At 50.3% G+C, this 26,408-nt stretch carries 21 protein-coding genes and 3 pseudogenes; 10 read left to right on the forward strand and 14 right to left on the reverse strand.

The genetic code is table 11. The features are described from left to right. Positions 1–322: 322 nt before the first annotated feature. Positions 323–892 (reverse strand): putative glycolipid-binding domain-containing protein, encoded by a 570-nt coding sequence (locus tag AC1V0D_RS21205; RefSeq protein WP_482908035.1) that lies wholly within the window; start codon positions 890–892, stop codon positions 323–325. 804 nt (positions 893–1,696) lie between these two features. Here AC1V0D_RS21205 and umuD point away from each other — a divergent pair. Then, positions 1,697–2,146, forward strand: coding sequence for a translesion error-prone DNA polymerase V autoproteolytic subunit (gene umuD / locus AC1V0D_RS21210; protein ID WP_371316156.1), 450 nt, complete (start codon positions 1,697–1,699; stop codon positions 2,144–2,146). A gap of 14 nt (positions 2,147–2,160) precedes the next feature. Continuing rightward, the gene (gene umuC / locus AC1V0D_RS21215) at positions 2,161–3,435 is read left to right on the forward strand and encodes a translesion error-prone DNA polymerase V subunit UmuC (RefSeq protein WP_482908070.1); all 1,275 of its coding nucleotides are present in this window, start codon (positions 2,161–2,163) and stop codon (positions 3,433–3,435) included. A 309-nt stretch (positions 3,436–3,744) separates the two neighbouring features. On the opposite strand, the gene AC1V0D_RS21220 is transcribed toward umuC, so the two are convergent. The 6 genes from AC1V0D_RS21220 to AC1V0D_RS21245 form a co-directional block, all read right to left on the reverse strand. Then, on the reverse strand, positions 3,745–3,993 hold the full coding sequence (locus AC1V0D_RS21220) for a hypothetical protein (protein ID WP_482908036.1): 249 nt from the start codon (positions 3,991–3,993) through the stop codon (positions 3,745–3,747). A gap of 100 nt (positions 3,994–4,093) precedes the next feature. Continuing rightward, a complete protein-coding gene (locus tag AC1V0D_RS21225; protein WP_482908037.1) occupies positions 4,094–4,297 on the reverse strand; it encodes a plasmid partition protein ParG in 204 nt (67 codons plus the stop codon). Further along, complete coding sequence (parA, locus tag AC1V0D_RS21230) at positions 4,294–4,917, reverse strand: ParA family partition ATPase (RefSeq protein ID WP_167431572.1); 624 nt, start codon at positions 4,915–4,917, stop codon at positions 4,294–4,296. The genes AC1V0D_RS21225 and parA overlap by 4 nt, the downstream gene beginning before the upstream one ends. A gap of 307 nt (positions 4,918–5,224) precedes the next feature. Continuing rightward, positions 5,225–6,001, reverse strand: coding sequence for a site-specific integrase (locus AC1V0D_RS21235; protein ID WP_482908038.1), 777 nt, complete (start codon positions 5,999–6,001; stop codon positions 5,225–5,227). Positions 6,002–6,051: 50 nt separating this feature from the next. Continuing rightward, positions 6,052–6,756 (reverse strand): hypothetical protein, encoded by a 705-nt coding sequence (locus AC1V0D_RS21240; protein WP_482908039.1) that lies wholly within the window; start codon positions 6,754–6,756, stop codon positions 6,052–6,054. Between the two features lie 2 nt (positions 6,757–6,758). Then, positions 6,759–7,106 (reverse strand): hypothetical protein, encoded by a 348-nt coding sequence (locus AC1V0D_RS21245; protein ID WP_482908040.1) that lies wholly within the window; start codon positions 7,104–7,106, stop codon positions 6,759–6,761. Positions 7,107–7,599: 493 nt separating this feature from the next. On the opposite strand from AC1V0D_RS21245, the gene AC1V0D_RS21250 reads away from it, so the two are divergent. Both AC1V0D_RS21250 and AC1V0D_RS21255 read left to right on the forward strand, forming a co-directional pair. Beyond that, entirely contained in the window at positions 7,600–8,679 is a 1,080-nt protein-coding gene (locus AC1V0D_RS21250) for a hypothetical protein (RefSeq protein WP_482908041.1), read from the forward strand. An 82-nt stretch (positions 8,680–8,761) separates the two neighbouring features. Next, entirely contained in the window at positions 8,762–9,889 is a 1,128-nt protein-coding gene (locus tag AC1V0D_RS21255) for a hypothetical protein (protein ID WP_482908042.1), read from the forward strand. Between the two features lie 285 nt (positions 9,890–10,174). Here AC1V0D_RS21255 and AC1V0D_RS21260 read toward each other — a convergent pair whose 3' ends face one another. The 4 genes from AC1V0D_RS21260 to AC1V0D_RS21275 form a co-directional block, all read right to left on the reverse strand. Further along, positions 10,175–11,554: an alpha,alpha-trehalose-phosphate synthase (UDP-forming) gene (locus tag AC1V0D_RS21260; RefSeq protein ID WP_482908043.1), complete on the reverse strand. Its 1,380-nt coding sequence runs from the start codon at positions 11,552–11,554 to the stop codon at positions 10,175–10,177. A gap of 10 nt (positions 11,555–11,564) precedes the next feature. Next, positions 11,565–12,080, reverse strand: coding sequence for a flavin reductase family protein (locus AC1V0D_RS21265; RefSeq protein WP_482908044.1), 516 nt, complete (start codon positions 12,078–12,080; stop codon positions 11,565–11,567). Between the two features lie 61 nt (positions 12,081–12,141). Beyond that, positions 12,142–13,203, reverse strand: a complete 1,062-nt coding sequence (locus AC1V0D_RS21270) for a zinc-dependent alcohol dehydrogenase (RefSeq protein WP_482908045.1) — start codon at positions 13,201–13,203, stop codon at positions 12,142–12,144. 51 nt (positions 13,204–13,254) lie between these two features. Further along, positions 13,255–14,430 carry an acyl-CoA dehydrogenase family protein gene (locus AC1V0D_RS21275; protein ID WP_482908046.1) on the reverse strand — a complete coding sequence of 392 codons (1,176 nt, stop codon included), beginning with the start codon at positions 14,428–14,430 and terminating at the stop codon, positions 13,255–13,257. 461 nt (positions 14,431–14,891) lie between these two features. Here AC1V0D_RS21275 and AC1V0D_RS21280 point away from each other — a divergent pair, with 461 nt between their 5' ends. Together AC1V0D_RS21280 and AC1V0D_RS21285 are read left to right on the forward strand one after the other, a co-directional pair. Continuing rightward, positions 14,892–15,239: an ArsR/SmtB family transcription factor gene (locus AC1V0D_RS21280; RefSeq protein ID WP_033781278.1), complete on the forward strand. Its 348-nt coding sequence runs from the start codon at positions 14,892–14,894 to the stop codon at positions 15,237–15,239. After that, on the forward strand, positions 15,232–16,449 hold the full coding sequence (locus tag AC1V0D_RS21285) for an MFS transporter (RefSeq protein ID WP_482908047.1): 1,218 nt from the start codon (positions 15,232–15,234) through the stop codon (positions 16,447–16,449). Before AC1V0D_RS21280 ends, AC1V0D_RS21285 begins: the two co-directional genes overlap by 8 nt. Here the strand turns inward: AC1V0D_RS21285 and otsB are convergent. After that, positions 16,384–17,187, reverse strand: coding sequence for a trehalose-phosphatase (otsB, locus tag AC1V0D_RS21290; protein ID WP_482908048.1), 804 nt, complete (start codon positions 17,185–17,187; stop codon positions 16,384–16,386). The two genes, AC1V0D_RS21285 and otsB, sit on opposite strands and share 66 nt — an antisense overlap. A 43-nt stretch (positions 17,188–17,230) precedes the next feature. After that, on the reverse strand, positions 17,231–18,664 hold the full coding sequence (locus AC1V0D_RS21295) for an MFS transporter (RefSeq protein ID WP_482908049.1): 1,434 nt from the start codon (positions 18,662–18,664) through the stop codon (positions 17,231–17,233). Positions 18,665–19,068: 404 nt separating this feature from the next. Here AC1V0D_RS21295 and AC1V0D_RS21300 point away from each other — a divergent pair. From AC1V0D_RS21300 to AC1V0D_RS21315, 4 genes and pseudogenes are all read left to right on the forward strand, one after another. After that, a pseudogene (locus AC1V0D_RS21300) lies at positions 19,069–19,305 on the forward strand (ISNCY family transposase); the annotation flags it as partial. Between the two features lie 899 nt (positions 19,306–20,204). Beyond that, positions 20,205–21,071, forward strand: a complete 867-nt coding sequence (locus AC1V0D_RS21305) for a RepB family plasmid replication initiator protein (RefSeq protein WP_482908050.1) — start codon at positions 20,205–20,207, stop codon at positions 21,069–21,071. A 751-nt stretch (positions 21,072–21,822) separates the two neighbouring features. Further along, positions 21,823–23,043: pseudogene (locus AC1V0D_RS21310) on the forward strand (ATP-dependent nuclease); the annotation flags it as partial. After that, positions 23,044–24,013 (forward strand): annotated as a pseudogene (locus AC1V0D_RS21315) (IS30 family transposase); the annotation flags it as partial. It abuts the pseudogene before it with no gap. Positions 24,014–24,075: 62 nt separating this feature from the next. Here the strand turns inward: AC1V0D_RS21315 and AC1V0D_RS21320 are convergent. Continuing rightward, on the reverse strand, positions 24,076–25,620 hold the full coding sequence (locus AC1V0D_RS21320) for a methyl-accepting chemotaxis protein (RefSeq protein WP_482908071.1): 1,545 nt from the start codon (positions 25,618–25,620) through the stop codon (positions 24,076–24,078). Positions 25,621–26,408 lie beyond the last annotated feature (788 nt).

The raw sequence follows: 26,408 nt of genomic DNA on the forward strand, positions 1-26,408 counted from the left end.
GCGGCTGTGAGGAATAACATATCTGAACCGGCCTGATTTCGTACAGCGATGTCTGTCTGACACGGCTCGTGATCGGCGTGTTATGTTTAATGTAATATTAACCTCAGTCGTTATGAGCAAAACGTCCGCTTTTGACAATCGCCTTAGTCAGGCAGCGCTGCTTCCGGATGATCTCAGCTGACAGGTAATTTCAGAGATGCGACAACGTCAACTGGTGCATATTGGCAAGCATCCGGATAGCAGGATTTGAAACAGAGAGGAGAGCACTGCATTAATAAAAACCACTTCGGGGCCGTCCTCTCCTGGAATGACTTATATATGTTTACTTACTTTGCCTTCGGAACAGGTCTGGATAGTCTTCGATGATCCCCGCGTCATCTATACTCAAATCAGCTGTGAAATCACGAAAAATCCCTTCATATCTGTACACCCGATCTGGCGCAAGACATGTGTAACGCTGGCTGGCTGCGACGGGCTCGAAGTTTTCACTGATTTCTTCAGGCAAGGGAATATAGGCCACTTTTATAGACTGGCTTTCTTTTTCAGCAAGTTTCAGACGCCTCAATGGCAACATATTCGTCGCGGGCGTAAAGCCGATATCGACGTCATGACAGCCCTGCAGATGTATGAGTTGCTTATTATTTTCAACATCATGCCAGATGCCATTTTCATCAGATATGATATGGAGTGACGGGCCGCCAACATATCTGACCTGTACATTTCGCGTTCTGAAGCTCTCATCTGTATCTACACGGTACCAGGCCCCGTAACTGCTTTTTCGATTGCCTGCAACAATACCTTCAATAATTATGCCGTTACCGGAAATAGTGATATCACAATGCTCCATCCCGTTTCCATCGCAGGCGCTCCACCTGACAGATCTTCTCACCATTATCTTCTGCACCTTATTTTAACTGAAAAAGATAGCTCTTTAGCTGTTCTGTACACGGCCTGCTGGCTTAGCCAGAACCCGGACGAATGAAATACCCGACCCGGTTGCTCCGCCAGCGCCGGGGTCACCGGCAGCAGTCCCGCCAGAGATTCCCAGGCAACGGCGCTGTCCATCCCGCTGCGCCTGCACAGCTGCGTGATGGAGATATCGTGCTCTGCCATAAGGTATGCCAGAAAGCGGGCGGGAGAAGTCAGACCGTCTATACGTTGCCTCTCAGGGTAAAACGTCAGTTTAACGTCTGCATGCAGCATAAAACGGTCCGGCCCCGGAGCAAACGAGGAACAGGAAAAAAGCCTGCCCTTAAAACGTGAGCACGCAACGCTCGCCGCAGTCACGGCTGAGGCGTACCGCAGCAGCGCGAGGAACGAACAGCCGTGGCGAGGAAGCGTCATTTCACCTTTGCCGGCAGAAACTGCTTACGCGCCTTTCTCAAAAAAAGTGCGTGGATCAGGAAATCCGCAGACAGATTACCGGGTGACTGAATCCCCTCCCGGGAGCCCGGTGGCACCGATATTCTGCCCAATGTCTGACGTGATGCTGCTGAAAACACATCATTTCAAAAATTTTCCATTAATTATCAGCCGGATAAAACCGCATCTGAGTAATCCCCTGCTGCTTTTTCTTGCCAGATAAATTTCGCCAATAATACTGTATATAAAACCAGTTAATTACAGAGGAGGAATTTATGCACCACTTACATACAGCACATATCCCGTCACCGGTATTTTCATCCCGGAGCGTCCTGTGAAACCCGCCGTGTACGGTTCAGGCCTGATGCTGCTCTGGCCCCCGGTCTTCACCCCCCGTGTACGCGTGCCCCTCTATGCAGATCCCTGTGCGGCAGGCTTTCCTTCGCCCGCCGCAGATTATGTTGAGGCTGAACTTGACCTTAACGAGCTCTGCATCCGCCGGCGCGCCTCCACGTTTTTTGTGCGTGCCAGCGGCAGCAGTATGCAGGAACTGGGGCTGTGTGATGGCGACGTCATGGTCGTCGATCGCGCAGAAGAGGCCTCGCACGGAGACATCGTAATCGCTGAGGTTAACGGTGAATTTACGGTCAAGCGCCTGCAGCTTCATCCCCGTCTGGCTCTCCTGCCGATGAACCCGGCCTACTCCGTCATTTATCCGGAGGAGCTGCAGCTGCTCGGCGTCGTCACCTGGTTCTTCAACAGTACAAAAGCGCGCAGGAGGTAGCTATGGCGCTGCCTATGTTCGGACTGGCGGACGTTAACTCGTTTTATGCGAGCTGCGAGTCCCTGTTCCGCCCTGACCTGCGCGGTAAACCGGTGGTGGTGCTCAGCAATAACGACGGCTGCGTCATCGCCCGTTCAGCGGGCGCCAAAGCGCTGGGCATCAAAATGGGCGCTCCGTGGTTTCAGATAAAAAATGAAGGATATCCTGATAAGATTCATGTGTTTAGCTCTAACTACGGGCTTTATCATTCATTATCGCAGAGGGTCATGACGGCCCTCGAGGAACTGACGCCAAAGGTCGAGCAGTACTCGATTGACGAGATGTTCCTGGATCTGACCGGTATTGACGGGTGTGAGGATTTTGAGCACTTCGGCCGGCGCCTGCGGGCGCACGTGCTGGCCATAACCGGCCTGACCGTCGGGGTAGGCATGGGGCCGACAAAGACGCTGGCAAAGAGTGCCCAGTGGGCCGGCAAGGAGTGGAAGCAGTTCCGCGGGGTACTGGCCCTGACGCCCGGTAACCCGAAGCGTACGGCCACCCTGCTCCAGAACCAGCCGGTTGAGGAAGTCTGGGGCGTGGGCAGGCGCATCGCCAGAAGACTGAGTCTGATGGGCATCGAAAATGCCCTGCAGCTGTCCCGTGCGCATCCCGCGCTCATCCGCAAAAACTTCAGCGTGGTGCTGGAGCGGACCGTGCGTGAGCTCAACGGGGAGTCCTGTATTCCGCTGGAGGAACTTCCGCCGGCCAAGCAGCAGATTTGCTGTTCGCGCTCTTTTGGCGAGCGCATCACCTCTAAGGTGGCCATGCAGCAGGCCCTGTGCCAGTACGCGACCCGCACCGCAGAAAAGCTCCGGGGAGAGCGGCAGTTCTGCCGGCGCATCAGCGTGTTTATCCGGACGTCACCGCATGCAGAGAACGAGGTGTTTTACGGCAACAGCGCCGGTGAAAAGCTCAGCCTGCCAACCCAGGACACGCGCGATATCATCGGGGCGGCCATGCGCTCGCTTGACCGCATCTGGCTGGACGGCCGCAGATACATGAAGGCCGGCGTGATGCTCGATGACTTTACCCCGCATGGCGTCAGTCAGCTGAACCTCTTTGACGATACGCAGCCGCGGGCCAACAGCGCGCAGCTGATGAAGGTGCTGGACGGCATCAATCAGTCCGGACTGGGCAGCGTGTGGTTTGCCGGTCAGGGCGTGAATACGGAATGGAAAATGAGGCGGGACATGCTCTCACCGGCGTGGACCACGCGCTGGAGTGACATCCCGGTGGCGCGCGTGATGTAACCCGTAACTGCAGGGCATAGCAGACATAACGTAGGTCTGCTGCCCTGCCTTGTCATGAAAAGTGCGGCCAGAACTCATCCATGATGATCAGGGGCTTGCCCGGGCGCTTTCCGCGGAAGTATCGTCCGCGCGGAACCCTGTCCTTACGCGAAAGCTGATGAAGCCAGTCATCAAAAGCCGGGCGGCGCCTGCGGACGGGCCCCTTAAACATACCGGCTGACTGGGTCACCGTTCGGAGGATCATCCCCTGCCCCCGCATCTGCGTCAGCATTTCCTGCATTTCCATAGAGACTCTGTATCAATCATTCATTAATCAGAACTTTTTTTCTTCCAGCCGCCGTTAGCCAGGAATGCCGCGCGTGACACGCATGCGCCCCACAGCAATTGCATGCTGATTTTAATCAGTTCACTGGCATCATGCATGAAGAAAAGTGGCACAATAAACAGCGTGCTCAGCAGAAATCCCCACTCAGCAGCGCTTTTTCTATTTTTATCGCTCATCGAGTTCATCGACTTAAAACCCAGAAACCCTAAAAGCATTATTCTTAATCTGTTCATAAAGTAGCCCACCTAAACCCGGAAAGCATGACCTAAACGCGCAATCATATAATATTGTAGTTATGTGACTATGTGATTATGTGATTATGTGATTATGTGATTACCGATTTTTTTCCATCCATTCGTTAATAAGTTCGATTGTTACATCCGTCATGTCTCTGTCCTGCTTCAAGCATGCCAGCTTGAAAGACTTGTGCAGATCTTCAGGAATGTTCATCTGGAGTTTCTTTGTCGGTAATCCCGGTTTGTGGATAGCGTCAACCGCATGCACTGTACTTTTGCTAGCACCGAGTTTCATTTTCATTGGCATAATTCCAGAATGTCATTTGTAAGTACGTCGATTTCACCTTTAGCATTTGAATCGTCCGTGTCAAAAACAGTGCCGCCATCAAGCATTGTTTTAATGTAACTCTGCCTTTGAGTCGTTCCTGTCCGTAGAGCGGGAATGCCCGTATCTTCAATTGAGGCCTTAAGAACGCCCAGCATTTTGGCAGTATTAACCTTTTTGGTAATCACAAACCTGGCCTTAATTGGTTGCAGTTCCTGCCGAGCTTCAATCACAGCAATGATGGCGCCACAGGCGGCAAAATCCAGGGGGGAAGGTGTCACAGGGATTAACACTACGTCGGAAACCATGACTGCAGCAGCTGAAATTGCAGATATCGCAGCCGCACCATCTATGATTATGTAATCATATGATTTCAAGGTTTTTCTTACCGAGTAGACTTCTTTTTCTGATCCTGCATCGGCTACGTCAAATAAGCATTTATCCTCGTTATACCAGTTTCCGATACTACTCTGGGGATCAGTATCAACCACTATTACTTTGGAACCTCTTTTTGCGATTGCTGTAGCTACATTTATCGAAGTAGTCGTTTTACCGACCCCGCCCTTACCGTTCAAAAACGAAATGACCTTAGCCATAAACACCCCTTCAGAAAGTGAAATTGCGCCTCAAAAATCGTAATCCTGCAATCCTGTAATCCTGTAATCCTGTAATCCTGTTAATCCTGTAATCCTGTAATCCTGTAATCCTGTAATCCTGTAATCCTGTAATCCTGTAACTATACGTATGTTAATCTAAAACTCAATGAAAAGATTAAGTAATCATATGATTAAAAAAACAAATGATTTATTAATTATGTAATCATTAAATTATATGATTAAAGCATGCTGATAACATATTGAAAAGTAACAGGTAGGCTTCAGGAAGTGTTAGATTGGAAACAGATCAGGTATTATTTTTGAGCATGGCAACTGCATCTGTCCCGGGCATATGAAACTGCACCCGATGCCGGGCAGCCACGTCCAGCGCAAACACTTTCGTGTACACTTCAGTTGACTTCATACTCTTATGGCCCATCAGGCTCTGCAGCGCCTTCAGCGGAATGCCCGCATAGAGCATGTGCATGGCGTAACTGTGCCGGAACGTGTGTGGCGTTACCGGCACGGAGAACGTGACTCCGTCACCGGCGGCAGCGGTGACAGCTTCGTTCAGCCAGGTGCGCACCGTTCTGTCAGTTACCGTCCAGAGCCTGACCTTTTCAGCCCGGCCGGTATCAGGATTGCGTCGCTCAAGCGGAATTTTCAGCGTGGCAACCATCATCTCGAGCTGTGCCACGTACTGCGGATCGGACAGCGGAACCAGCCGGTGAGGGACCACGCCTGACGGCGCGCGTCCGGGCCCTCGTGCCGCTTTCTCACCACGCTGCTTCAGCGTGGCCAGCTGCACGTAAGGGTAGGGCAGCGCCAGACTGAAATCCCCACGCGTTAACGCCAGCGCTTCATTAATACGCGCACCGGTATTCCAGAGAGTGGTAAACAGCATCTTGCGGTGCAGATCCGGTACATAATGGAGAAGGGCGCTGACCTCCGGAGCCAGCAGATACTGGGGGTATTCATTATGCTGCGCGGCCATTTGACGTAGTGCCAGTGCGGCTGGATAGTCGATGGCTACTGGTAGTTGAGCGGTAATTGGAGACTGTGTGTACTGTATCAGGTCAGTCATAATTTGAGGTCTTTGTGAATCTGGGAAAATTTGCCATGAAGGTTAGCGCCTTAATTAATGACACTTTGTACTTCTGTTTTTAATAGTTTATCCAGTGCCATTTTGCTCTCAGCTCGTTCACGATTCCGAAACCGGAGCCATGAGCCGCGTCCTCTTTTTAGCATCATTAATGTTCCCGTATTACCTTTCATCTGTGGTGAGTCAGGCAGGTCCGCCAGACGGCGCATTCTTCCCCCCAGGAGAAAAGCCTTTATTCCGAGCTTATAACAGCGGAGGCGAAGATATCCCGGCTCAGGTAAAAATTCCGGGTCCGGCTTGTTCAACAGAACGCGGGCCAATTCCCTGTGCTCTTCCTCGAGAGAGCGGAGGCGGAAAACAACTGCAGAGGGCAGTGCCCGCCAGTCGCCTGCTGCCGGGGATAAATCCAGATTGGGTATCGGAGCAGTCCCTTCCCGATACTGATGCATATGGAACCACATGAGGGATACCCATCCTGAGGCATAGCGCTCCAGAAGGAAGGCCAGCTCAGTCGCCAGATAATGAAGTTCCTGCTGCTGTTTATTCTGAGCCAATAGCTTTTCACGCTTCAGCGTAAACCGGTGCGTCAGCATCACCGCCGCAATCGCCGCGCCGGCAGTGATAAGCCCCGTGGCCACGTTCCCCCAGATCCCGGGTCCCTGATTTATCACCTGAACCGTAACAGGATGGGTGACGGCATCCGCCGCCACGCTGGCTGATGAACTCAGGCTGCCCATAATCAGACTCGCTCTGCTTCGATAATCGCGCTGACCGCCTTATTCACGGAAAAAGGACGCAGCTCCTGATTGCTGAATCTTACCTTGTAGCAGAGGCGCTGCACGAAGCGTCCATTATCCCGGAGTTCGTAATCCACCTCAAAGCCCGTTATGTGACGCCCGTTGAGCGCGTAACCGGGTGAACAGTTGCAGTAGCGCGTATAAAGGTCAGTGAGCTGTTCAAAAAGCGCTCCTTCGGTAACCGGACCAGAGGCCCTGACTTGTTCACGCTGATCCATGAAATGATCGACTGCGGCTTTTTTTGAGGAGAACGTCAGGTCTCCTATCGTCACACTCTTCCCACGAGCCATAGATATCCTTTATGTCATCAAAGTAACCATTGATAAATTAATTATCACCTTAAAAACTTAAAACTAGCAGGATAGTATGATTGCTTTTAATAACGCACTTATCTGTAAGCCTGCTTATTTTTACTTTCTGCAATTACCGCACGCACACATCAGCCTGATCCGACTTTTTCCCGATACGGCAGTAACCGGAAGCGTAGCACGGCGGCGGGGCGGGGCAAAGCCCGGCAGCGCCGGGTCCCGCAGCCGCCTTTATCCCATATCTTGTATGCTTTTCAGCTGACCGAACCACTATATGTAGTCACCTGCGCAGAAAACCGCCCGCACGTGCAAAAGATCCGGTTCTACCTTTTTCCGGATCTGTACCCGGAAAACCCGATAACGGTAATGTGGCTGCACGTTTATGACATCATGTCACTATTTCATAAAGCGTGATTTCTGACAGATATTCGTGCATGCTGGAATCTGACTTTATCACGGTACAGGAAAAAGCCTCATGCTGAGCCAGCTGACATTACGGTTCCCGAAAAAACTCATTGAAAGCCTGAAGTCCCGTGCGTCGGTCGAGGACACCTCGGTCAACGCGCTGACCGAACGGCTTCTCGACGGCGCGCTGAAGTCCACCTCACCGGACGATGCCTTTTTTGCCCTGCAGGCCGATCCCGCCGGGACCCGGGAGGCGCTTTACCGCAAGGTGGTCCGCGGGGAAACGTTCGGCCGCCAGACGGTGAAGCCCGCCGAGCTGCGCTGGCTGTTTGCGCAGGCGCACGCGGCCTGCCAGACCGGCAGTGCCTTCATGAGCTGGCCGGTGATGGAGGCGCTGCTGGGCATCACCTTTGACGCCCTGGTGTACGCAGACGAAAACGGCATCCCGGTGGACACCTACTACATAAACCGGGCCTTTGACCTGAGGGGCGAAAACTACCGCGCCGAAACGGACGCGTTCATGGCGGCCATGCCGCACGGCGTGGACACCACCTGGGCCGAGTTTCTGCTGCGGCCGCTTTACTCCGGCGCCCTGGACCTGAAGGCCTTTCCCGACGAGGCTATTGCCCGCATCTGTACGCCGGCGCGCCTGAAGGTCATTTTTCCGCTGGTCATCCGGGCGCAGCAGCCGGAGAGCATGAAAGGATGGGCGGCGGTGACCGGGCTGGTCACGGACGATGTCTGCCTGATCGCTGAGGTGGCTGACGTCATCCTGCGTGCGGAGGTGCGCGGAAACCGGCAGCCGCAGCTGCCGGGGCAGGCCTGGCTGCCGCCGCAGTTCAGCCTGTTTGTCACCGCCGGCCGGGTCTCGCTGGCGCTGGGATGGGACGTGTTCAGCGCGCTGGTCCGCTATATGCAGGCACGCGCCTGGCTGGGGGCCACGCACGAATGGAGCGCCCGCGACAGTCTGGTGTCGCTGTACATCCCGCGCGGTGAAGGAGAAAAGGTGATCCTGGGGCTGGACGGCACCCACATCGCCATGACACCGGAGGAGTACCTGCAGCTGGAGGCGGCGCTGCTGGCGGCAGTAAGCGCGCCTGACACCACGCCGGTGCTTGCCGAACTGCGCGCCCTGTACGGAGATCTGTAGTTAAGCCACATCCTGTTCTGCATAACCATTTTACCGGGACAGGATAATTTACCCTGACGGATTTCCTTACTCAGGAGCCTCAATGAATAAACCAGCCTGGCTAATAAGCCTGATGCCGCCATTAATGTCTGTTGTCATCATCAGAACCTACCTTGGCGCTTTTGATAATGCCTCTCTGTTTACTGAAAACCTCTCGGTTTCAGGCCTTTTTAATTTCGTGTTCATCTTTATGATGCTGACCCTGGCTGCTTTTGCCGCTATATTTCTTGTACCTTCGTTTATTTTCAGCCTTTCTGTGCCCCGAAGTGCGTTAAGTCTTCCCAACTACACGGATATAAAAGGCAGAATAGCGCTGTCCGTATTGTTTTCGGTTCCTGTTGCGGTTTTCTGCTTTTTTGGCTGGGCCATTGTTTCGGACAGGTATCCGGATCACGAAAAGCTCACAGACCGGGCATGCCTGCTGGGGGGGATCACGTCTGTATTTATGATCAACTATCTGTTTCTCAGAAAAGCCGTGAGAATTGCCCAGCAATATCAGCCTGCCAGTGTCCGTATCAGGACAGGCCTCACGCTGTACGCTGGCAGTCCCGCACTGCAGCTTCTGGCTATCACCCTCTTTTTCACCTTCGGTCTCCCCACTGTCGTCGGCTGGATAGACCAGAAAGCGGCCGGGGAAAGTATTGCAATGATGCTGAAAGTATCCGTGCTGATATCAGGTCTGGGAATGCTGATGCTGTTTCCGGGTACGGTATATGTGATGACCGATCCGGCTGTCAGAAACAGTGGCTGGTTCATAAAGTTCGGGAGCATTACCGTTGTACTCTGGTCCCTTCTCACCAGCATGTACGTGCCGTCTTTTTTCCCGATGCTGGCTGATAAAACAATGGCGCTGGCAGGTATTTCAGACTGGAAAACGCGGCGTTTTCAGATTGATAACGCCACTATACCGGCCTCGCATTTCAGTAATGAGGAATGGCAAAGAGCCTCGACCGTGGGGGAAAAAAGCTTCAGCGCGAAGGGGATTATGGTTTATTCACTCAACAACGTTAAACTCCTGTGCCCCGAGTCGGTAAGGGAACCTTACAGAAATATGCTCCGCTTTGTTCCCTGGGACAGGGATTATGATAAAGAAAAAGCGGCCGAACTGAAAAAGGCTTCAGCCCGGTGTCAGCCCTTTACTCAGGGACGGGTCATCCGGCTTTCCGAGTAACAGGCATATTTGATGAGAGGGATTACCGGTTATCAGCCATCGCCGGGTTCGACCTCCCTCTCAGCCAGATTTTTGCGATAATGATACCGATATACAGGAGTCTGAGCGGGTTACGGATAAGACTCTGGAGGATCCGGACAGCTTCATGGCTCACTGCATAAAACTTCCGGCTGGTTATTACAGCGTGCCAGCTGTTTTCAGGGCCGGATTCAGTGACACTCGGACCAGAGGTTCATCCTTCCCGGAAAACAATCCCTGTATCCGCCCGTCAGAGCATTACTCTCATCAGGCAACCATCCATATTTCCTGCTCTTTAAGGCTGTTAAGAAACTCACCACACCACCAGTGAACATCATGAGCAAGGATCGATCGCATAAGTGATGTATGGCGACTTTTCCTTTCCTCAAGAGACATATTCAGCGCTTTTTCGATTGCACGGGCAGTCGCACCGGCATCAAAGGGGTTCACCAGTAGCGCATCGGCAAGCTGATGTGCTGCGCCGGCAAATTCAGAGAGAACCAGTACACCAGGATTGTCAGGATCCTGAGAGGCAACATACTCTTTTGCAACGAGATTCATCCCATCACATAAAGGCGTCACAAGGCCTACTCTGCTGTTTCGGTATATGACAGGTAAATCATCCCGTTCGACGTTTCGATGGACATAACTCACCGGTGACCAGTGAATGTCCCCTAAATCGCCATTAATTTTCCCGCTGAGATAGTCCATTTCTTCGCTCAGCTTTTCATACGCAGTTACCTTTTCACGACTCGGGGCTGCAATCTGCAGAAGCGAAACAGCTTTCTTCTTATCCGGGTACCGCGCAAAGAACTCCCGGATAGAGTGGATACGCTGCGGAAGTCCCTTAGAGTAATCCAGACGATCAACACCAACTATCAGCTGACCGGTGCTCTCCTGACGGAATCTCTCGTTCAGATCCCGGCTGCGTTCGGATTCGAGAGCCTGTAAAATCTCCCCGTTATCTATGCCAATGGGAAATACACCTGCCCTGATTTTACGGCCCTTCCAGAAAAAAGTCTTTTCTCCGATTAACTCTGCATCCGTATGATTCAGGAGGTATTTCTGAAAATTCTGGAGATCTTTCTCTGTCTGAAAGCCCACCAGGTCATAGCTCAGTAAAGAGGTGATAAGCCAGGCGTGATCGGGTATGCACCTGATTAGCTCAGGTGGTGGGAAAGGAATATGAAGAAAGAAACCGATGCTGTTTTTAATTCCCTTTTTTCGGAGTTCTGCTCCACAGGTGATCATCTGGTAGTCATGAACCCACACCACATCGCCGGCGGCAATCTGTCTGAAGCAGGAGGACACAACACGACGAATGGTTCTTTCATAGAAAAGTTTAAACTCCGGGTCGTGTTCAGCCAGATCTGTACGATTATGAAAAACCGGCCAGAGAACAGAGTTTGCATAGCCAATGTAGAAATTTTTATATTCCTGGCCGGTCAGCTCAGTCGTAAAGAAATCCACGCCTTCTGCCCGGCGACACGTCATTTCCGGATTATCATGTGTACACACACGGCCATCCCATCCGATCCACGTACCACCTGACTGTTTGAGTGTGCTCCAGAGAGCGACAGCCAGCCCCCCGGAACGGGATTCATCAGGGTCCGCAGTTCTGTTTGAAATCACCACAAGTTTTGACATTCTTATATCCTTATAGGGCAGTAGTTATATCCGGAATAACGGCATATTCCCGCTTATAGTAGAGCAGTGAATCTTTAGTGTTTTCGGTTTCTACTTCTTTAACGCTTCCATAAACGACAAGGTGCGTTCCCTGTTCCTCAATGCACATTTTTTCGCAGAACAGCACATGATTTGAATCTTTCAGGTAAGGGATATCACCTTTATAAATCCATCCTTCCTGCCTGAATTTTTCTTCCACATCAGACTGGCTACATATCTGAGCAATTTTTACTTGATCATTGTGGATGAAATTAATCGCAAAAGTCTCACTCCTCTCAATTAAACTGGCGAAACGCGAGCGTTTGTTAACACAGAATAAAATCAATGGTGGCGACACAGAAACAGATGTAAATGAGGTAATGGTTATAGCATTTTTACTCTCACTTTCTGAGCCAGAAGAAACAATGTATACTGAGCTGCACGTATTACTCATTGCAGATCTCAAACGATGTTCAATAAAAGCATCCGGGGTTTCAGGCTGGGACATATGGTTCACCTTAATGACGGCTAATGCGGACTGGCGCAGGGTTTCCCTGCGCCACTGAACATTAACGGAAATCAACAACCGTTTTAAGCTGTGTGGTGGAACGGTACGTTTCGAAGATTTTCACAAGGCGATCGTAGTCTTCAAAAGGACATACTGTTGAAATCAGGCCTTTGGCATCCACAATGCCTGAGTGGATCATCTGAAATGCAGACTGGATGACGTTGGCTGTTTTGTGCATCGGGAAACTCTGCACATCGAAGGGAGCAGAACTGATGTTGATCCCTTTAGAAAGCATCAGCCAGTTGTCAAATTTCTGCATGGTCTGAGAAGCACCGTATAACAGATACTGACCGCGCGGCACGATTTTTCTCATGGCAATGCGGCGTGGATCGCATTCTTCATCCACGTTCTTGATAGTCGGCAGCCCATCAAAAACATAATCAAAGGTATTATTTTCAACCATCTCCGTGATTTCTTCAGGAAGGTATGCCTTCTCTGAGAAGAACTTCTCAGCATGCTCATTTCTCATAGGGTTGTTATCCATGGAAACGATGCTGTGTGGAGCAAAAACTTTCTTGATGATCTGTCCGGCAATAATACCGATAGGACCCGTTCCCAGAACCAGAACTTTATCGCCAGGTTTTGGCGGATGGCTTAAAATTGCGCGCATTGCAGCCGTTGTCGGCTCAATTAATGGTGCAACAAGGTCATCCATGTCATCCGGGATTTTAACTGCTGATGCATGATGGTCATCCCAGAAGTAGCGGTCTGTCCAGAACTCATCTTTTTTAATCTGACCTGAAAAAATGGGGCGAAGCGTGCGATATTCAGCAAAGCCGCCAAAATCCGTCTGCCCCCAGTAAACAATGCGGTCACCGATTTTTACATTGTTATCTTTATAGTCTTCGCCAATTTCAACAACTTCGCCCAGGAACTCATGCCCCATAATAATCGGATACTCAGAAGGGTAAAGATGACCTTCGAAATAAGAGATATCTGTTGAGCAGATTGAAACGCACTTTGTTTTCAGCAACAAGCCATCCTTTGGCGTTTCCGGAATCGGGATATTAACCAGTGCGGTTTCTTTAGGAGAGACAAGATTGATTGCTTTCATGGTTTTCATGGTGAATCCTCATTATTTAAAATGCCAACTGTTAACTTTCTATTTTATTTACTACCGTCTGATTAGCAGTTCTTCTTCCATAATAAACTGGCCAACCATTTCAATACTTGCAGGAGCTAAAGTGATATGTTTTACGGCTGTATTAATATCGCGAAAACATTTTTCAAGCCGGTCACCCTCATATACTGAGGTTGCTCCGGACAATGTGTGGACGATATCAACAATTTTTTTCGCGTTACGGGCTGTTGTTGACGCAGATAAACGGATCAGCGCGCTGAGTCGCTGCCCTGAGTAGCCATCCTGAATCGCGTGTGACGCTGCATTTTCAATCAGTAACCGGGACGACAGCAGCAGAGACCAGGCATAGCCGATTTTTTCATGTACGGTATGACTCTGCCTCAATGGAGTTTTGCCACCGAGAGGCACTTTCGAAACCGCCATTTCCCGGAAAGACTCCAGTGCGTCCTGCGCAATGCCTAACGTGGTCGGAGCGGACGTAAAAGGCCCGAAGTCATAATAGCCAATGCCAAATGCGCGGGACGGGCGTTCCGGTGGCGGTGCCAGTAAATCCGGACCAGGGATAGTGAATTCGTCGGGTACAAACACATCGTTCACTTCAAAAGAATTACTGCCGGTACCCCGAAGCCCCGTTGTATACCAGTCATCCATAAGCCGGTAATCTTTTTTAGGAACAAAAAGCATCTGTGTCAGCGGACCGGCATCCGTCATAACCGGCTGGCCCTTCTCAGTCACAACGGCAGCACAGGCCAGCCAGTCCGCATGGGCTGAACCACTTGCAAATGACCAGCGGCCCTTCAGCAGAAATCCGCCTCCGACCCGCTCTGCTTTTCCACTCGGCGCAACCACACCCACGATGAGTCTGGAGTGATCCTGGAAAATATGCCGGGCAGAAGATTCCGGTAAGTAGTCGGAAAGCCGGCTGAGTGCTCCCTGCACCCCCATCTGCCAGGCGACAGAGGCGTCCTGCCGGGCAATAGATTCAATGAGTGCCATACCTGAAGGAAGGCTCAGATGAGCGCCCCCAAAAGCTTTTGAAACCCAGATCCGGTGAACGCCGGCTTCCATCAGCGCGTCCATTACTGCACCGGGGGTTCGCCGATCTTTATCTCCCTTATCGCGATACTCATTAATAATCTGATGCAACGGCTCAACGTTGATCAACTGATCCTGAACTTCAGGCTTCAGCGGGCGCTGTATATAACTCACTGTTATCTCCCTATAAGAAAATGAAAGTGAATAAGGTCATCAGCAACCAGGATGAACAGTGTAACGCCAGAACAGACTACTGTTCATATTCACTAGTACAGTCGCATATAGAAATAACCAGAATGTAATTTTGTGTCAACAAAGCGCACCGCAAAACAAAACGAAATCAAGCCATTGATTAATTCAATAAAAATAAAAGATCAGAAAGATTTACTTGGTTGCCAGCTGAAAATAAATTGTTAATTTTATGTTTTTTTTCGTGTGGTTACCCCATGGGTGATAATTACGCATATTAATATCCCTAATGGTTAAGAGTGCATATTTTGATTGCGTATTAACCGATTTGCGGTCCCGACAAAGAGAAACACATCACAAAACATGAAGCTGACGTGCTGAAAACATGTACAAAACCGGGAATATGTTTGATAATTTACGTACCTACGTACGTTAAGAAGGCACTAATGATTAGACACCATCCGGACCGGGACCAAATCAGACTGGAGCACGTGCTTGCGGCTCTGGGCAATCCAATGCGTATGACCGTTGTACGTGTTCTTGCTGATGGAAGTGAGCACACCTGCGGATCTGTGCTTAAAGGCGTATCAAAATCCACGCTGACACATCACTGGCGCGTGCTGAGGGATAGCGGAGTGATCTGGCAAACGCCGTCGGGGCGCGAAAACTTACTCTCATTACGCAAAGAAGATCTTGAGGCGCGTTTTCCGGGGCTTCTGACCTCTTTCTTGGCTGCTACTGAAAAAGATAAATTAACAGGTGAGACCGTCAGGCATTTTAATCCGGATGTCTGACCGCAGAAGTAGCTTATTATTTTTTATTGGTTTTTTGCTGTTAAGCTGGGGATTGCTGGGGGCGGGAATCGGACCACTGCTCCCGCAAATCAGCATTGCATTTGACCTGCCATTACCTCTTGCTGGTCAGGTGTTTCTTCTATGGTCCTCGGGCTTTTGCCTGGGGTCTTATATCACATCACATCTGCTTAAAAGACTTCAGCTTTCTTCACTTTTCCTTTCTGCATGCCTCGCGGCCGCGATAGCTATTTTTGGCCTTTCCGTTACGCCATCATTTTTTTTGTTCTGTTTTTTCTACGGTATGACTGGTACTGCAGGTGGCATAATTTTTACTTCCTGCCATACTTCAGTCAGCTGGTTTTTCCCGGAAAAACGGCAGGCCGCGCTCAGTTTTGCTGATTTTTCATTCAGTGCAGGAACCCTTGTCGCCCCTTTGCTGATCAACTTAATAATGAGCAGCAATTATCCCTGGCAGATATTCTTTAAAGCCCTGTCTTTTGCGAACATCACTTTAGCATTTTTAATGATTCCTCTCGCTTTGGCGTTTTTCCGTCCGTATTCTGCGGAAAGGAACGTCTCTCTGTCCGCGGAAGAAAAGACTTCTTTTTCGCTGGAGTGCGACACTACAGGTTCGAAGAAAACTCTTATTAATTACGCAATCATCTGTTTTTCAATTGGTTTTGTTGAGTGGCAGCAGAATGTCTGGCTGGTAACATATGCAATGAGCAAAGGCATTCCTCAGGTTTCAGCCAATCATGTTATGTTGTTGTTTTCTTTAGGGATGATCTTGAGAAGGGCAGGCAGCATGGTTGCCGGTAAAAGCTGCCCTGATTTCAGGCTGGTTCTGCTGGATGACATCATCCTGCTGGGAGGCATTAGTGTAATTCTGGCAGGGACAGGGACAGCGGTAATGGGCGCAGGCAGTTTTGCAACGGGTTTTGCGCTTGGCGGAGTATTACCCGCTGTGATGGCCTCAGCCATGGCTTCCAGACCATCACATGCACCGATACTTTCAACGATTGCACTCGTTATGCTGACTTTCGGGGGGCTGTGCTCCGGGATCTATACAGGCTCTGCGGCTACGTTTTTAAGCCCGGGCTGGACGCTGACTGCCGGACTGTTCATTTCGGTACTGCTGATTATATCAAGAAGGGCATTTATCAGCGCCCTGCGCGTGCACACCGCCGCCTGCCGCGGCACGGGACATTAAGCGGGCAAGCCAGCGATGAACACCGACAACGTCTTTAAGCCTGTATGTTGCTGACGTTTCCTCATCGCCGACCTTTACTGAGAAACCTTCCATTTCATTGACCGTCCTGAATGCCGTCTCATCGGTAATATCATCGCCGACATAGACAGGCGTTCTGCCGCAAAATGCCGGTGACATCATCATCTTTTCAACGGCTGCCCCTTTACTGGCTTTCACGGGCCGGAGCTCGCAGACAAATTTACCATGCTGAACAGCAAAGGTGCCCGGATACAGTTCGGCCAGCGAGGCGGCTGTCCACATAGCGACGGCTGCCAGCTCCGGCGCGTCGCGGAAATGAATGGCAAATGAAATGAGCTTATTTTCAAGGCGTAATGCCGGATAACGCATACAGGCCAGTTTGAGACGCTCCCAGACGTGAGCAACATCACTGCCGCATATTGAAAGCCGCTCGTACTTTCCGTCTGCATAGCGGATTTCTGCTCCGTGGACGCCTGCGCAGGGAACGTTGTTTGATAAAAACAGGGTATCAATGTCCAGTATGCTGCGTCCGGATATCAGGGCACAGGGGATCCGATGCTGTGAAAGAAAATCCAGGAAACTAGTTACGGTTTCATTTATCTGAACCTCACCAGGCGTTGGCCTGAGCTCAGCAAGCGTGCCGTCGATATCGAAAAGGAAAGCGTATCTGGACAGTTCATGCGGCAGAACAGGGTAAGGTAAAGCTAACAGGTCAGACATCAAGATGCTCCATTCCGGCCGTTTCCGGCCGGAGACATATCCCTTAAACGGTTTCCTGCGCAGAAGCAACGAGGCGCTTTTTACCTGGCAGGCTGAAGGAAATTAACAGGGCAATCGCCATACCAGCGGAAGCGAAAAGGAACGCGTGAAACGCCTCTGAAGTCAGTGCAGCGATATTATCTGCAACAGGCCCCGTGGTGGCGGTCATGGACGAGGAAACGGCAATCAGCACAGCCAGACCAATAGCATTGCCCACGTTCAGCGTTGTGGATGCCATGCCTGATGCAATACCCTGCTCATTGTGGGCAACACCGGTTGCCGCTGCGATCCACATTGCCGTCCAGACGATCCCCTGGCCCAGGCCTGAGACAATCAGCCCCGGCAGGATATCTTTATAGGTCGCGGATACATCTGCACCGTTCATCATCAACAGCGTGCCAGCAATACCCACAATACAACCTCCAATCAGGGCGTTGCGGGTACCCATGGCGTTTGCAAGACGCGCACCGGCCTGAGTACCGATAAAGATGGAGACAGAAGGAACGATAAAGGCAAGGCCGGTTTCCAGCGCGCTGTAATGCATAACGTTCTGGAAGAGCACGGTCTCAAAATAAGGCAGTGCGCCGAACGTTCCCATATAGAGAAACGTCACTGAAACGGCAGCGACCAGATTTTTATTGCGGAACAGCTGCATAGGCATGAGCGGGTCTTTGCTTTTTGACTCAATGAGCACAAACAGCACCAGGCTGACGACAGCCAGAATAAGCGAGTTACGGATAAGCGGGGTGTCCCAGCCGTATTCGGGGCCCTGCACCAGAGCAAAAACAAACAGCGTTGAAGCTGCAGTCACGGTCAGCGCGCCCGGCAGGTCGAAACTGCGTTTCTCATGACGCGCCGGATCGGCAGGGATCACCAGAAATGCTGCAATAATAGCTATGCCTGCCAGCAGAACGTTGACGTAGAAGACCGAAGACCAGCCAAAGTAACTCGTGAGAAATCCGCCAGCCAGTGAACCGATTGTCAGTCCGCTGGCGCCTGCTCCGCCCCATGCAGCCAGAGCGCGGTTTCGTTCGGGTCCTTCACGGAAAAGACGATTGATCAGGGAAAGCGTCGCCGGGAAGAGGAAGGCTCCGCCAATCCCCTGTACTGCCCGTGCAGCAATAATGACTTCCGGACGCCATGCCAGGCCTCCTACCAGCGATGAAATCGCATAAAGCCAGAGTGCGCCGATAAACATGCGGCGCTGACCAAGCAGATCGGCCGCCCTGCCACCAAAAAGCAGAAAGCCTCCGCAGAATACCGTATATGCACTGACGACCCACTGCAGGGTTTGTTCAGAAAATCCGAGGCCGCTTCCGATTTCCGGTAATGCAACGAATACGATGTTGATATCCAGAGAAATGATGAGCTGGGCAAACGCCAGCAGAGCCAGACTCCAGCCCAGCCGATGCTGACTGCTGTTTTGATGCAATGTCATAGTAACCTTCCCACTGTTCAATAGTTCGTATTTATATGGACAATCGAAATATATGCTCTGTAAACCTGTTAAGGCAAGAGTTTTAGATGAAACAGGAGAGAAATCTCTGATGGCAGATTGGCAGATCCTGATCAGATGTATTCGACCTTAGGTGTGACAACCCATGTTTCTTATCCATAACTCATGGGTGTATACAGTCGATTAACTAGGCAAAGGGGAGCAGGTCAAGCTGAGTTTGCCGCAGGCAAAATTTTTGATCGTATAACTGGGTATGTATGGAGGTTTGTCAAATAGATATGTGAATGTTGGCTCTTCAATAGAAGAATTGATGCAGGTCCTTACCATCTGTGACCTGCTCCTTGTTGATTAGTACACCCTAATAAACGCGAGACAGGGTCAGACCCGAAGCATTTCTGGAAGAACTGGCCCGACGGTCACCGCAACATGAGGCAGTTTTTATGAGTATCGCACAAAAGCTGGAACAGAAAGGTCTCGAGAAGGGTATTCAGCTTGGTGAACAACGGGGTGAACAGCGCGGCATAGAGACAGGACGTTCTGAAGGTGGGCGCGAAGCGACCCTGAAAATTGCCCACATGCTGCAGAATGGTATCGATCGTAGCACTGTCATCCAGATGATCTGACTGACTGAAGATGACCTAGCACTAATTTGTCACTGATTGATCTTCTACGATTCCGGGTTACGTTCGGAACTGCCAGGCACAGCCGACCAGAGCCTCACTGCCCCACCGCTCCGTAATGAACAGGTCGGCCTGCACATTTAATAACATCCTCAGCCTCAGCTCAAATTCGCCCGGACAGGCGCGCCGTCCAGACAGGTTCGGGAGAGGTAGTGCTGTTCACGATCGGGTTGAGCGTGAAAGCATATTGCCTGGTCCACTCCCAGTCGGCGAGCAGCCAGAAAGTCCTATACGCGTTTTTAGCGGCCTACAAGACGTAAGTCAGCCGGAACAGGTCGTTCTGCTCAGAGAGCAAGCCGGTGCAGGAGTGCCAGAGGCAGACTTGCTTTGCGCTGAGGCCGTACTGGCAGCCTTATTCAGCCAGCAGATTTACCATAAAAGCGCTGAAAATGGCATGGGTAACTCGCGGTAAGCCCTCAGGTGTGATGTTCCACAGCGATCAGAACAATCATTTGAATAAACACAGTTGTTCAACTTTAACCGGTGCGCAGTTCACAAATTTTTTGTGGACTGCGCACCGGTTGAAAAAGCCGAAGGCGCGTTAGGCCAGTAGATCAGGATTAATCTGTTTTATCCACAAATACACAGGTCCGATCCAATATAGTATCCAGTTAGATCCTTATAGTACCAAATAGATCCCGGATCCTCACAGGCCCTGCTGTGCCTGACGAAACTGGCAATACCGATGTGTGCTGACGGGATATTTATGTGTGCTGACGGGAATACGATGTGTGCTGGTAGGGTGGTAATGTGTGCTGGAGGGATGTATTGTGTGTGCTGGCGGGATGGCAGTATAAAACATTCACAACAGCCTGACACGTGAGGGAGATTCATATAAGACCATGAAAAATGAATCATTTATAGGCGATTCGCTGTATAGTGATATGGTCAGTAAGGAAAAACAGCTCACAGTTAATTCCAACAATACTGTTCAGCCTGTTGCACTTATGCGGCTGGGCGTGTTCGTTCCTAAGCCCACGAAATCTCAGGGTGAAAATAACGTCGTCGACGCCTCTGAGCTGTTTTCTCAGCTGGAGATAGCCCGGGCTGAAGGGTATGACAATATTAATATAGCCGGACCCCGGCTTGATATGGATTGTGACTTTAAGGTCTGGATCGGTGTCATCTATGCCTTCAGCAAGTATGGCCTTCATTCAAATACCATAGAGCTGAAATTCTCAGAATTTGCTAAGGGTTGTGGATTTTCATCAAAGCGCATAGACGGCCGTTTACGTAATGCGATTCATGAATCACTGGGTAAGCTTCGTAATAAGTCTATCTCCTTCAAACGTGGTAAGGATGTACGTGGAAGCTATCAGACCGGCCTTCTGAAAACGGGCTATTTTGACGCGGATAAAGATATTGTTCAGCTTGAAGCCGATGAAAAACTCTGGGAACTGTTCCAGCTGGATTATCGTGTTTTGCTGCAGCAGCATGCGATAAAAGCTCTTCCCAAGAAGGAAGCGGCGCAGGCAATTTACACCTTCATCGAAAGTCTTCCGGCAAACCCTGTGCCCGTTGGGTTTTCACGGCTTCGCGAACGTCTTTCACTCAATAGTTCCGTCAGTGAACAAAACCGCACTATCAAAAAAGCACTGGAGCAGCTGAAGAAAATTGGTTATCTGGAATTTTCTCTTGTACGAAAGGAACGTGAAAATTACCTTATAATTCATAAGCGTAATCCAAAGCTAAAGCCTGCTGACGTATAAATTTGTTGGTGGGATAAAGAGTGCTCTGCACTTTATGATGTGTGCTGGCGGGTTTAAGAGAGACCTGTGCCTTTATGATGTGCGCTGACGGGCATTAACTTGCAGTGTTAGTGTCTGGCGTTTGCAAAATGTGTACTGGCGGGAAACTCTGTCCCTAAAGCGCACACGGATCCAACCTCTTTAGCTTGCCTCGTCCTGCAAATCCTTTCCATTCAGGCCTTTTGGCCCCCAGGCGTTATGTATCTTCGTCTTCAATATGGGTTATCCCGTCAGCGCACATCCGTAGCTTTTGTTACCCCCCTGTTTCCCGTCAGCGCACACTTAACCGGTTTACAGTCCGGACGTTCCGGCCAGCCTGCATGTCTTCTCAGGACATTTCTTCCCGCCAGCACACAGAATTAACTTTATCAGTTCCCTCCAGCACACATGCAGTATGGGTAGTTCAGGCAGGTATTACGTAAGGCTGCATGAAAGTCACGCCCTGCAATGCACATATGGTTACTTCGGACGCAGGACCAACGGAAGTTAAGCTGTAGAGGGCTTTGACGGAACCAACTGATTGGAAAATGCGCCTGTTCACGTAATTGCGTCTGATTACATGACATTATCCTGAGAGCATGTAGTTAACCCCGTGACGACCGGGGAGCATCCATGGTGGCAGATTCTGGTGTACGCATTGTCACGCTGCCCGGGAAATGGAACCGATCGGCTGAGAAGCAAGCTTCCGGCGATCCTGACTCTGGAAGAAATCATGCCTGTCATCACCAGCCTGATGCTCCGAAACTTTAAAAAATTTGATTCCCTTACACTTAACTTTCAGCCGGGCAGGAACGTGCTTATCGGCGACAATGAGTCCGGGAAAAGCAGCATTCTGCTCGCGCTGGACCTTGTGCTGAGCAACAGTCGCCATCGGGTGGAAGCACTGGGCCTTGAATCGCTTCTTTCACAGCATGCCGTGACCGCTTTTCAGGCAGGAGAGCGCCGTGCCGAGCTTTTGCCTGAACTTATTGCTGATGTATTTTTTAGTCCCGGCCGGGATCCTGACCTTAACGGCCGTCAGAATCTTGCAGACAGGGACGCTGATGGTCTCAGAATGTGCATAGCGCCAATGCTGGATGAGTACGGTCAGGATATCCGTTACGCACTGGATCAGGACACGCAGAATTTTCCCTATGAATATTACGCCGTAAAATTCAGCACGTTTTCAGGCGGCCCCTGCGCGGGCTACAGGCGATATCTGCGGCACATGCTGCTCGACAGCGCACGCATAGACAGTGATCATGCGGCGCAGGAATATACCCGTGCGGTATTCGGCGTCAGCGTCTCTCTGGCCGATCGCTACCGTCTGGAAAACACCTGGCGCCAGCAGAAAAACCACTTTCGGGAGCAGCATCTCGCATCTATTAACGGCGAGCTGGATACTTACCAGTTCAGCGTCAGGTATGGTGGAAAAGCGGGTCTGGAAGCAAACCTAGATATTACAGAGGAGGGGATCTCTATCCGCAGCCGCGGAAAAGGCAGGCAGTGCTTTATCAAAACCGAATTTGCGCTACGCCGTCGGGAGAAGCGGGGCGAGCTTCACGCGCTGCTGCTTGAAGAACCGGAAAATCATCTCAGCCATGTGAACATGAAAAAGCTCGTGAGTCAGCTTGCCGCAGAGCGGCAGACCCAGCTCTTCGTGGCCACGCACAGCAGCCATATTTCATCGCGCCTGGATCTCCGTAACGCCATACTGCTCGGAGATAACCGTCCCGTTATGCTAGAGCACCTGTCCGTTGAAACCGCGCATTTTTTCATGAAGGCACCGGATAACAACGTACTGGAGTTCGCCCTGTCGCAGAAGGTAATTCTGGTGGAGGGTGATGCTGAGTTCATACTCATCGAAGCCTTCTACCGGAGCCTCATCGGCAGGGTACCCGAGGACGATAACGTACACGTTATTGCCATCGGCGGCACGAGCTTCCGGCGTTACTCGCTTGATGAAAGAGAGGAGATATCCAGAGAACTGGTAGCAAAGCTTAGTATCAGGGACATAGCTGCCAAATTATCAAGAGCACCCTCAACGATTAGCCGCGAGGTCAGGAGGCACGGTGGTGCAAAAGAATACCGTGCAGCAAAAGCCGATGCAGCTGCCTGGGAACGAGCTCTGAGACTAAAACCCTGCAAGCTAATTGAAAGCCCCACATTGTGTAAAATCATTGCAGAGAAGATGCATCAGGACTGGTCGCCGGAACAAATCGCCGGTTGGCTGAAACGCTGTTATCCGGATAATCAGGAAATGCATGTGTCATACGAAACGATTTATAAAACGCTTTTTATACAAACCCGGGGTGCATTAAAAAGAGCTGCAGCAATGCCTCAGAAGCGGAAGAGTCGTGCGTAGATCCAGAACATCATCGCTTAAAGGGAAAGGGTTAGGATCAATCCCGTATGCGATACCGATAAGCGAAAGGCCACCTGAAGCCGCAGACAGAGCCATACCGGGTCACTGGGAAGGTGACCTGATCCAGGGCTCGAAAAACTCCTGTATCGTCACCCTCGCAGAACGTCATTCCCGCTTTGTTACATTGGCCAAAATCAGGGACAACAAGACCATAACGGTCATATCTGCACTTATCAAACAAGCACGGGAATAACCTGCTGAGCTTTATAAAACATTAACATGGGACCGGGGTGCTGAAATGACCAGCCACACCCGGTTTACTGTAGCAATAGACATCCAGATTTACTTCTGTGATCCTCAATCTCCCTAGCAACGTGGCTCAAATGAAAATACGAACAGGTTGCTCAGACAATATTTTCCAAAGGGAACTGACTTATCGGTTCACAGCCAGCAAAAACTAAACAGCTTTGCCAGACAGCTCAACGAAAGACCGAGAAAAACGCTTGACTATGAATCACCCGCAGAACGGTTCAATAAGTGTGTTACATCCATCGGTTGAACTCACAAAGATTAAAAGACGGACATGATGCTGGATTCAGTGTGGCCGTCTTATCAGTAGTCTTACACTCTGAAAGTCTCAACCATTCCACGCAGCGCATGTGCCTGCTCTGAAAGCGACTGTGACGCCGAAGATGATTCCTCAACCAGCGCGGCGTTATTCTGCGTCACTCCGTCCATCTGACTAACCGCCACGCTGATCTGGGAAATGCCCTGCATCTGCTCGGATGAGGCCAGTGAAATGTTGTCCATGGCCTCTGCCAGTTCACCCACCATACCGACGATTTTGAGAATACTCTGCCCAGTACCTGCAGCGACCTCCACGCCGCCGTCTACCTGTTGAACGGCCTGCTCAATCAGCTGCTTGATATCCCGCGCGGCTGTAGCGCTGCGCTGCGCAAGCGTCCTTACCTCCCCGGCTACCACAGCAAAACCCCGCCCTTCTTCGCCTGCCCGCGCAGCCTCCACCGCCGCATTAAGTGCAAGAATATTGGTCTGGAAAGCGATACTTTCAATAACGGCGGTAATATCCCGTACCTTTCCCGCGCTCAGCGAGATGGCGTTCATGGTTTCCGACATACGCTGTACATCCGCTTCGCCCGTGCGGGCGAGTGACGCGGCTTCACGGGCTGACTCTGCAGTCTGCTGCGCGCCCGCCGTGTTGCTTTTAACCGTGGCGGTAAGCTGTTCCATGCTGGCCGCCGTTTCCTGAAGTGCAGCCGCCTGCTGTTCCGTGCGGGATGAAAGCTCAGTATTGCCCTTAGATATTTCATCAGCGGCCAACGCCACTGAGGTGGATGATTCTTTAATCTGCGATACCAGCCCCCGAAGATTGGCCTGCATGCGGTCAAGTGACGCCAGCAGGCTGCTCGTGTCGTTACGGCGCAGCATGACCGCCGTCGTCAGGTCTCCTGATGCGATTGTAGCTGCAAGCGCCTGTGCCTGCGCGGGTTCTCCGCCCAGCTGACGCATCAGTATCCTTATAATAAATAAGCATGTTCCAAACGATATAAGCACCGATATGCCCGCAATTACCATAAGTATCAGTGTTGCACGTTGAACTAATTGATCGTTGTGTTCAACGGCGGACTGGGAGTTTTTCATCTGAACCTGCGTCATGTCGTTCAGGGCTTTCAGCAGGATGCTCTGCGCCGGACGCGTAATGTTCATGAGGTAAGTGATTGCTTCCTGGTTCTGGTTAGCCAGCCCCAGACGACCAGCCTGCTCCAGCGCAGCCAGCGTCGGGCCCTCAGCTTCAACTATCTGGCTGAATAGCTTACGACCCTGTGGCGTTGAGTCAATTTTCATAAAATTACCAAGAGTCTGTCGATTTTCGACATAGAGCGTTTTCTGCTTCTGCAGGCGATCCCATTCAGGTTTCATGGTCTCAGGAGTGGTAAGCAGGGCAATGTTACGAACCGCGATACCCATATCTCTCAGGCCGCCGCGCATGTCCAGTATCAACTGATACTTTTTCATTTTGACGTTGACAACGTCGTCCATGCCGTCGCTGGCCTTATGGAGTGCGCTAAGTGCAACGGCAGTACAGATTATAAAAAGTAGAATAATCAGGCCAAAGCCTGACGCAAGCCGAGTAGATATTTTCATATGTTTTCTCATTGTTAGGGTATAGGAATATCTGGCATCAACTTTTTTAACGGCATGTATGTAGATAAACTTCAGGCTTAAAGGACCAAAAATAATAGTTTTTTTAATTTCTAAAGTGTTATTAGATTTACTAACAAAGGCAGGGAATCTTTCAGAAAAACCAATTAAAGAAATATTTTTTATAAGCCAATAAAAACCGGCCGTACAATCCAAATATGTATATGAAAAATATATTATTTTCAAATAAAAAATAAAAAATAACGAGCAGACCCTCTTGAAAAAGATTAATAATAATTATGAATTACATGCCTGCATGTCTGAGATTACTTCAGAAATCATTAATATATATAACAAATTATTGTATCAGACTGCATTCTTCAGTGCTTATAATTGGGTGCTAAAACCGATTCCGCAGATAGTTAATAATTATTGTAAGTCAATGTTTTCCTGATTAATTTACTTAAAAAGTTGGTCTCTTCATGGTTGTTTTTTTGGATAGTTGCACTCTCGCTGTTAATTGATGCCAGATCCTGACATAGCCATTTTTCTGGTAATTTGACCTATAATAAGTTCAGGCAATGTCATTAATTGCAAAAAAAGACGTACATATTTGAAATCTTTCATTACAGGAGTCTCTTTGCTAGTGGCTGATGAGTGTGTGTAAATGGCAGGTACAACTGCCGAGAAAACGGCTTACCCTTCGAGCGACGTTGAGGTGAAGCATATAGTCAGGATGAAACAGGTTACCTGAGGAAAAACCTTCGGGAAGTTGATATTTACATGCGGGT

The sequence above is a fragment of the Pantoea sp. PA1 genome (assembly GCF_056856975.1).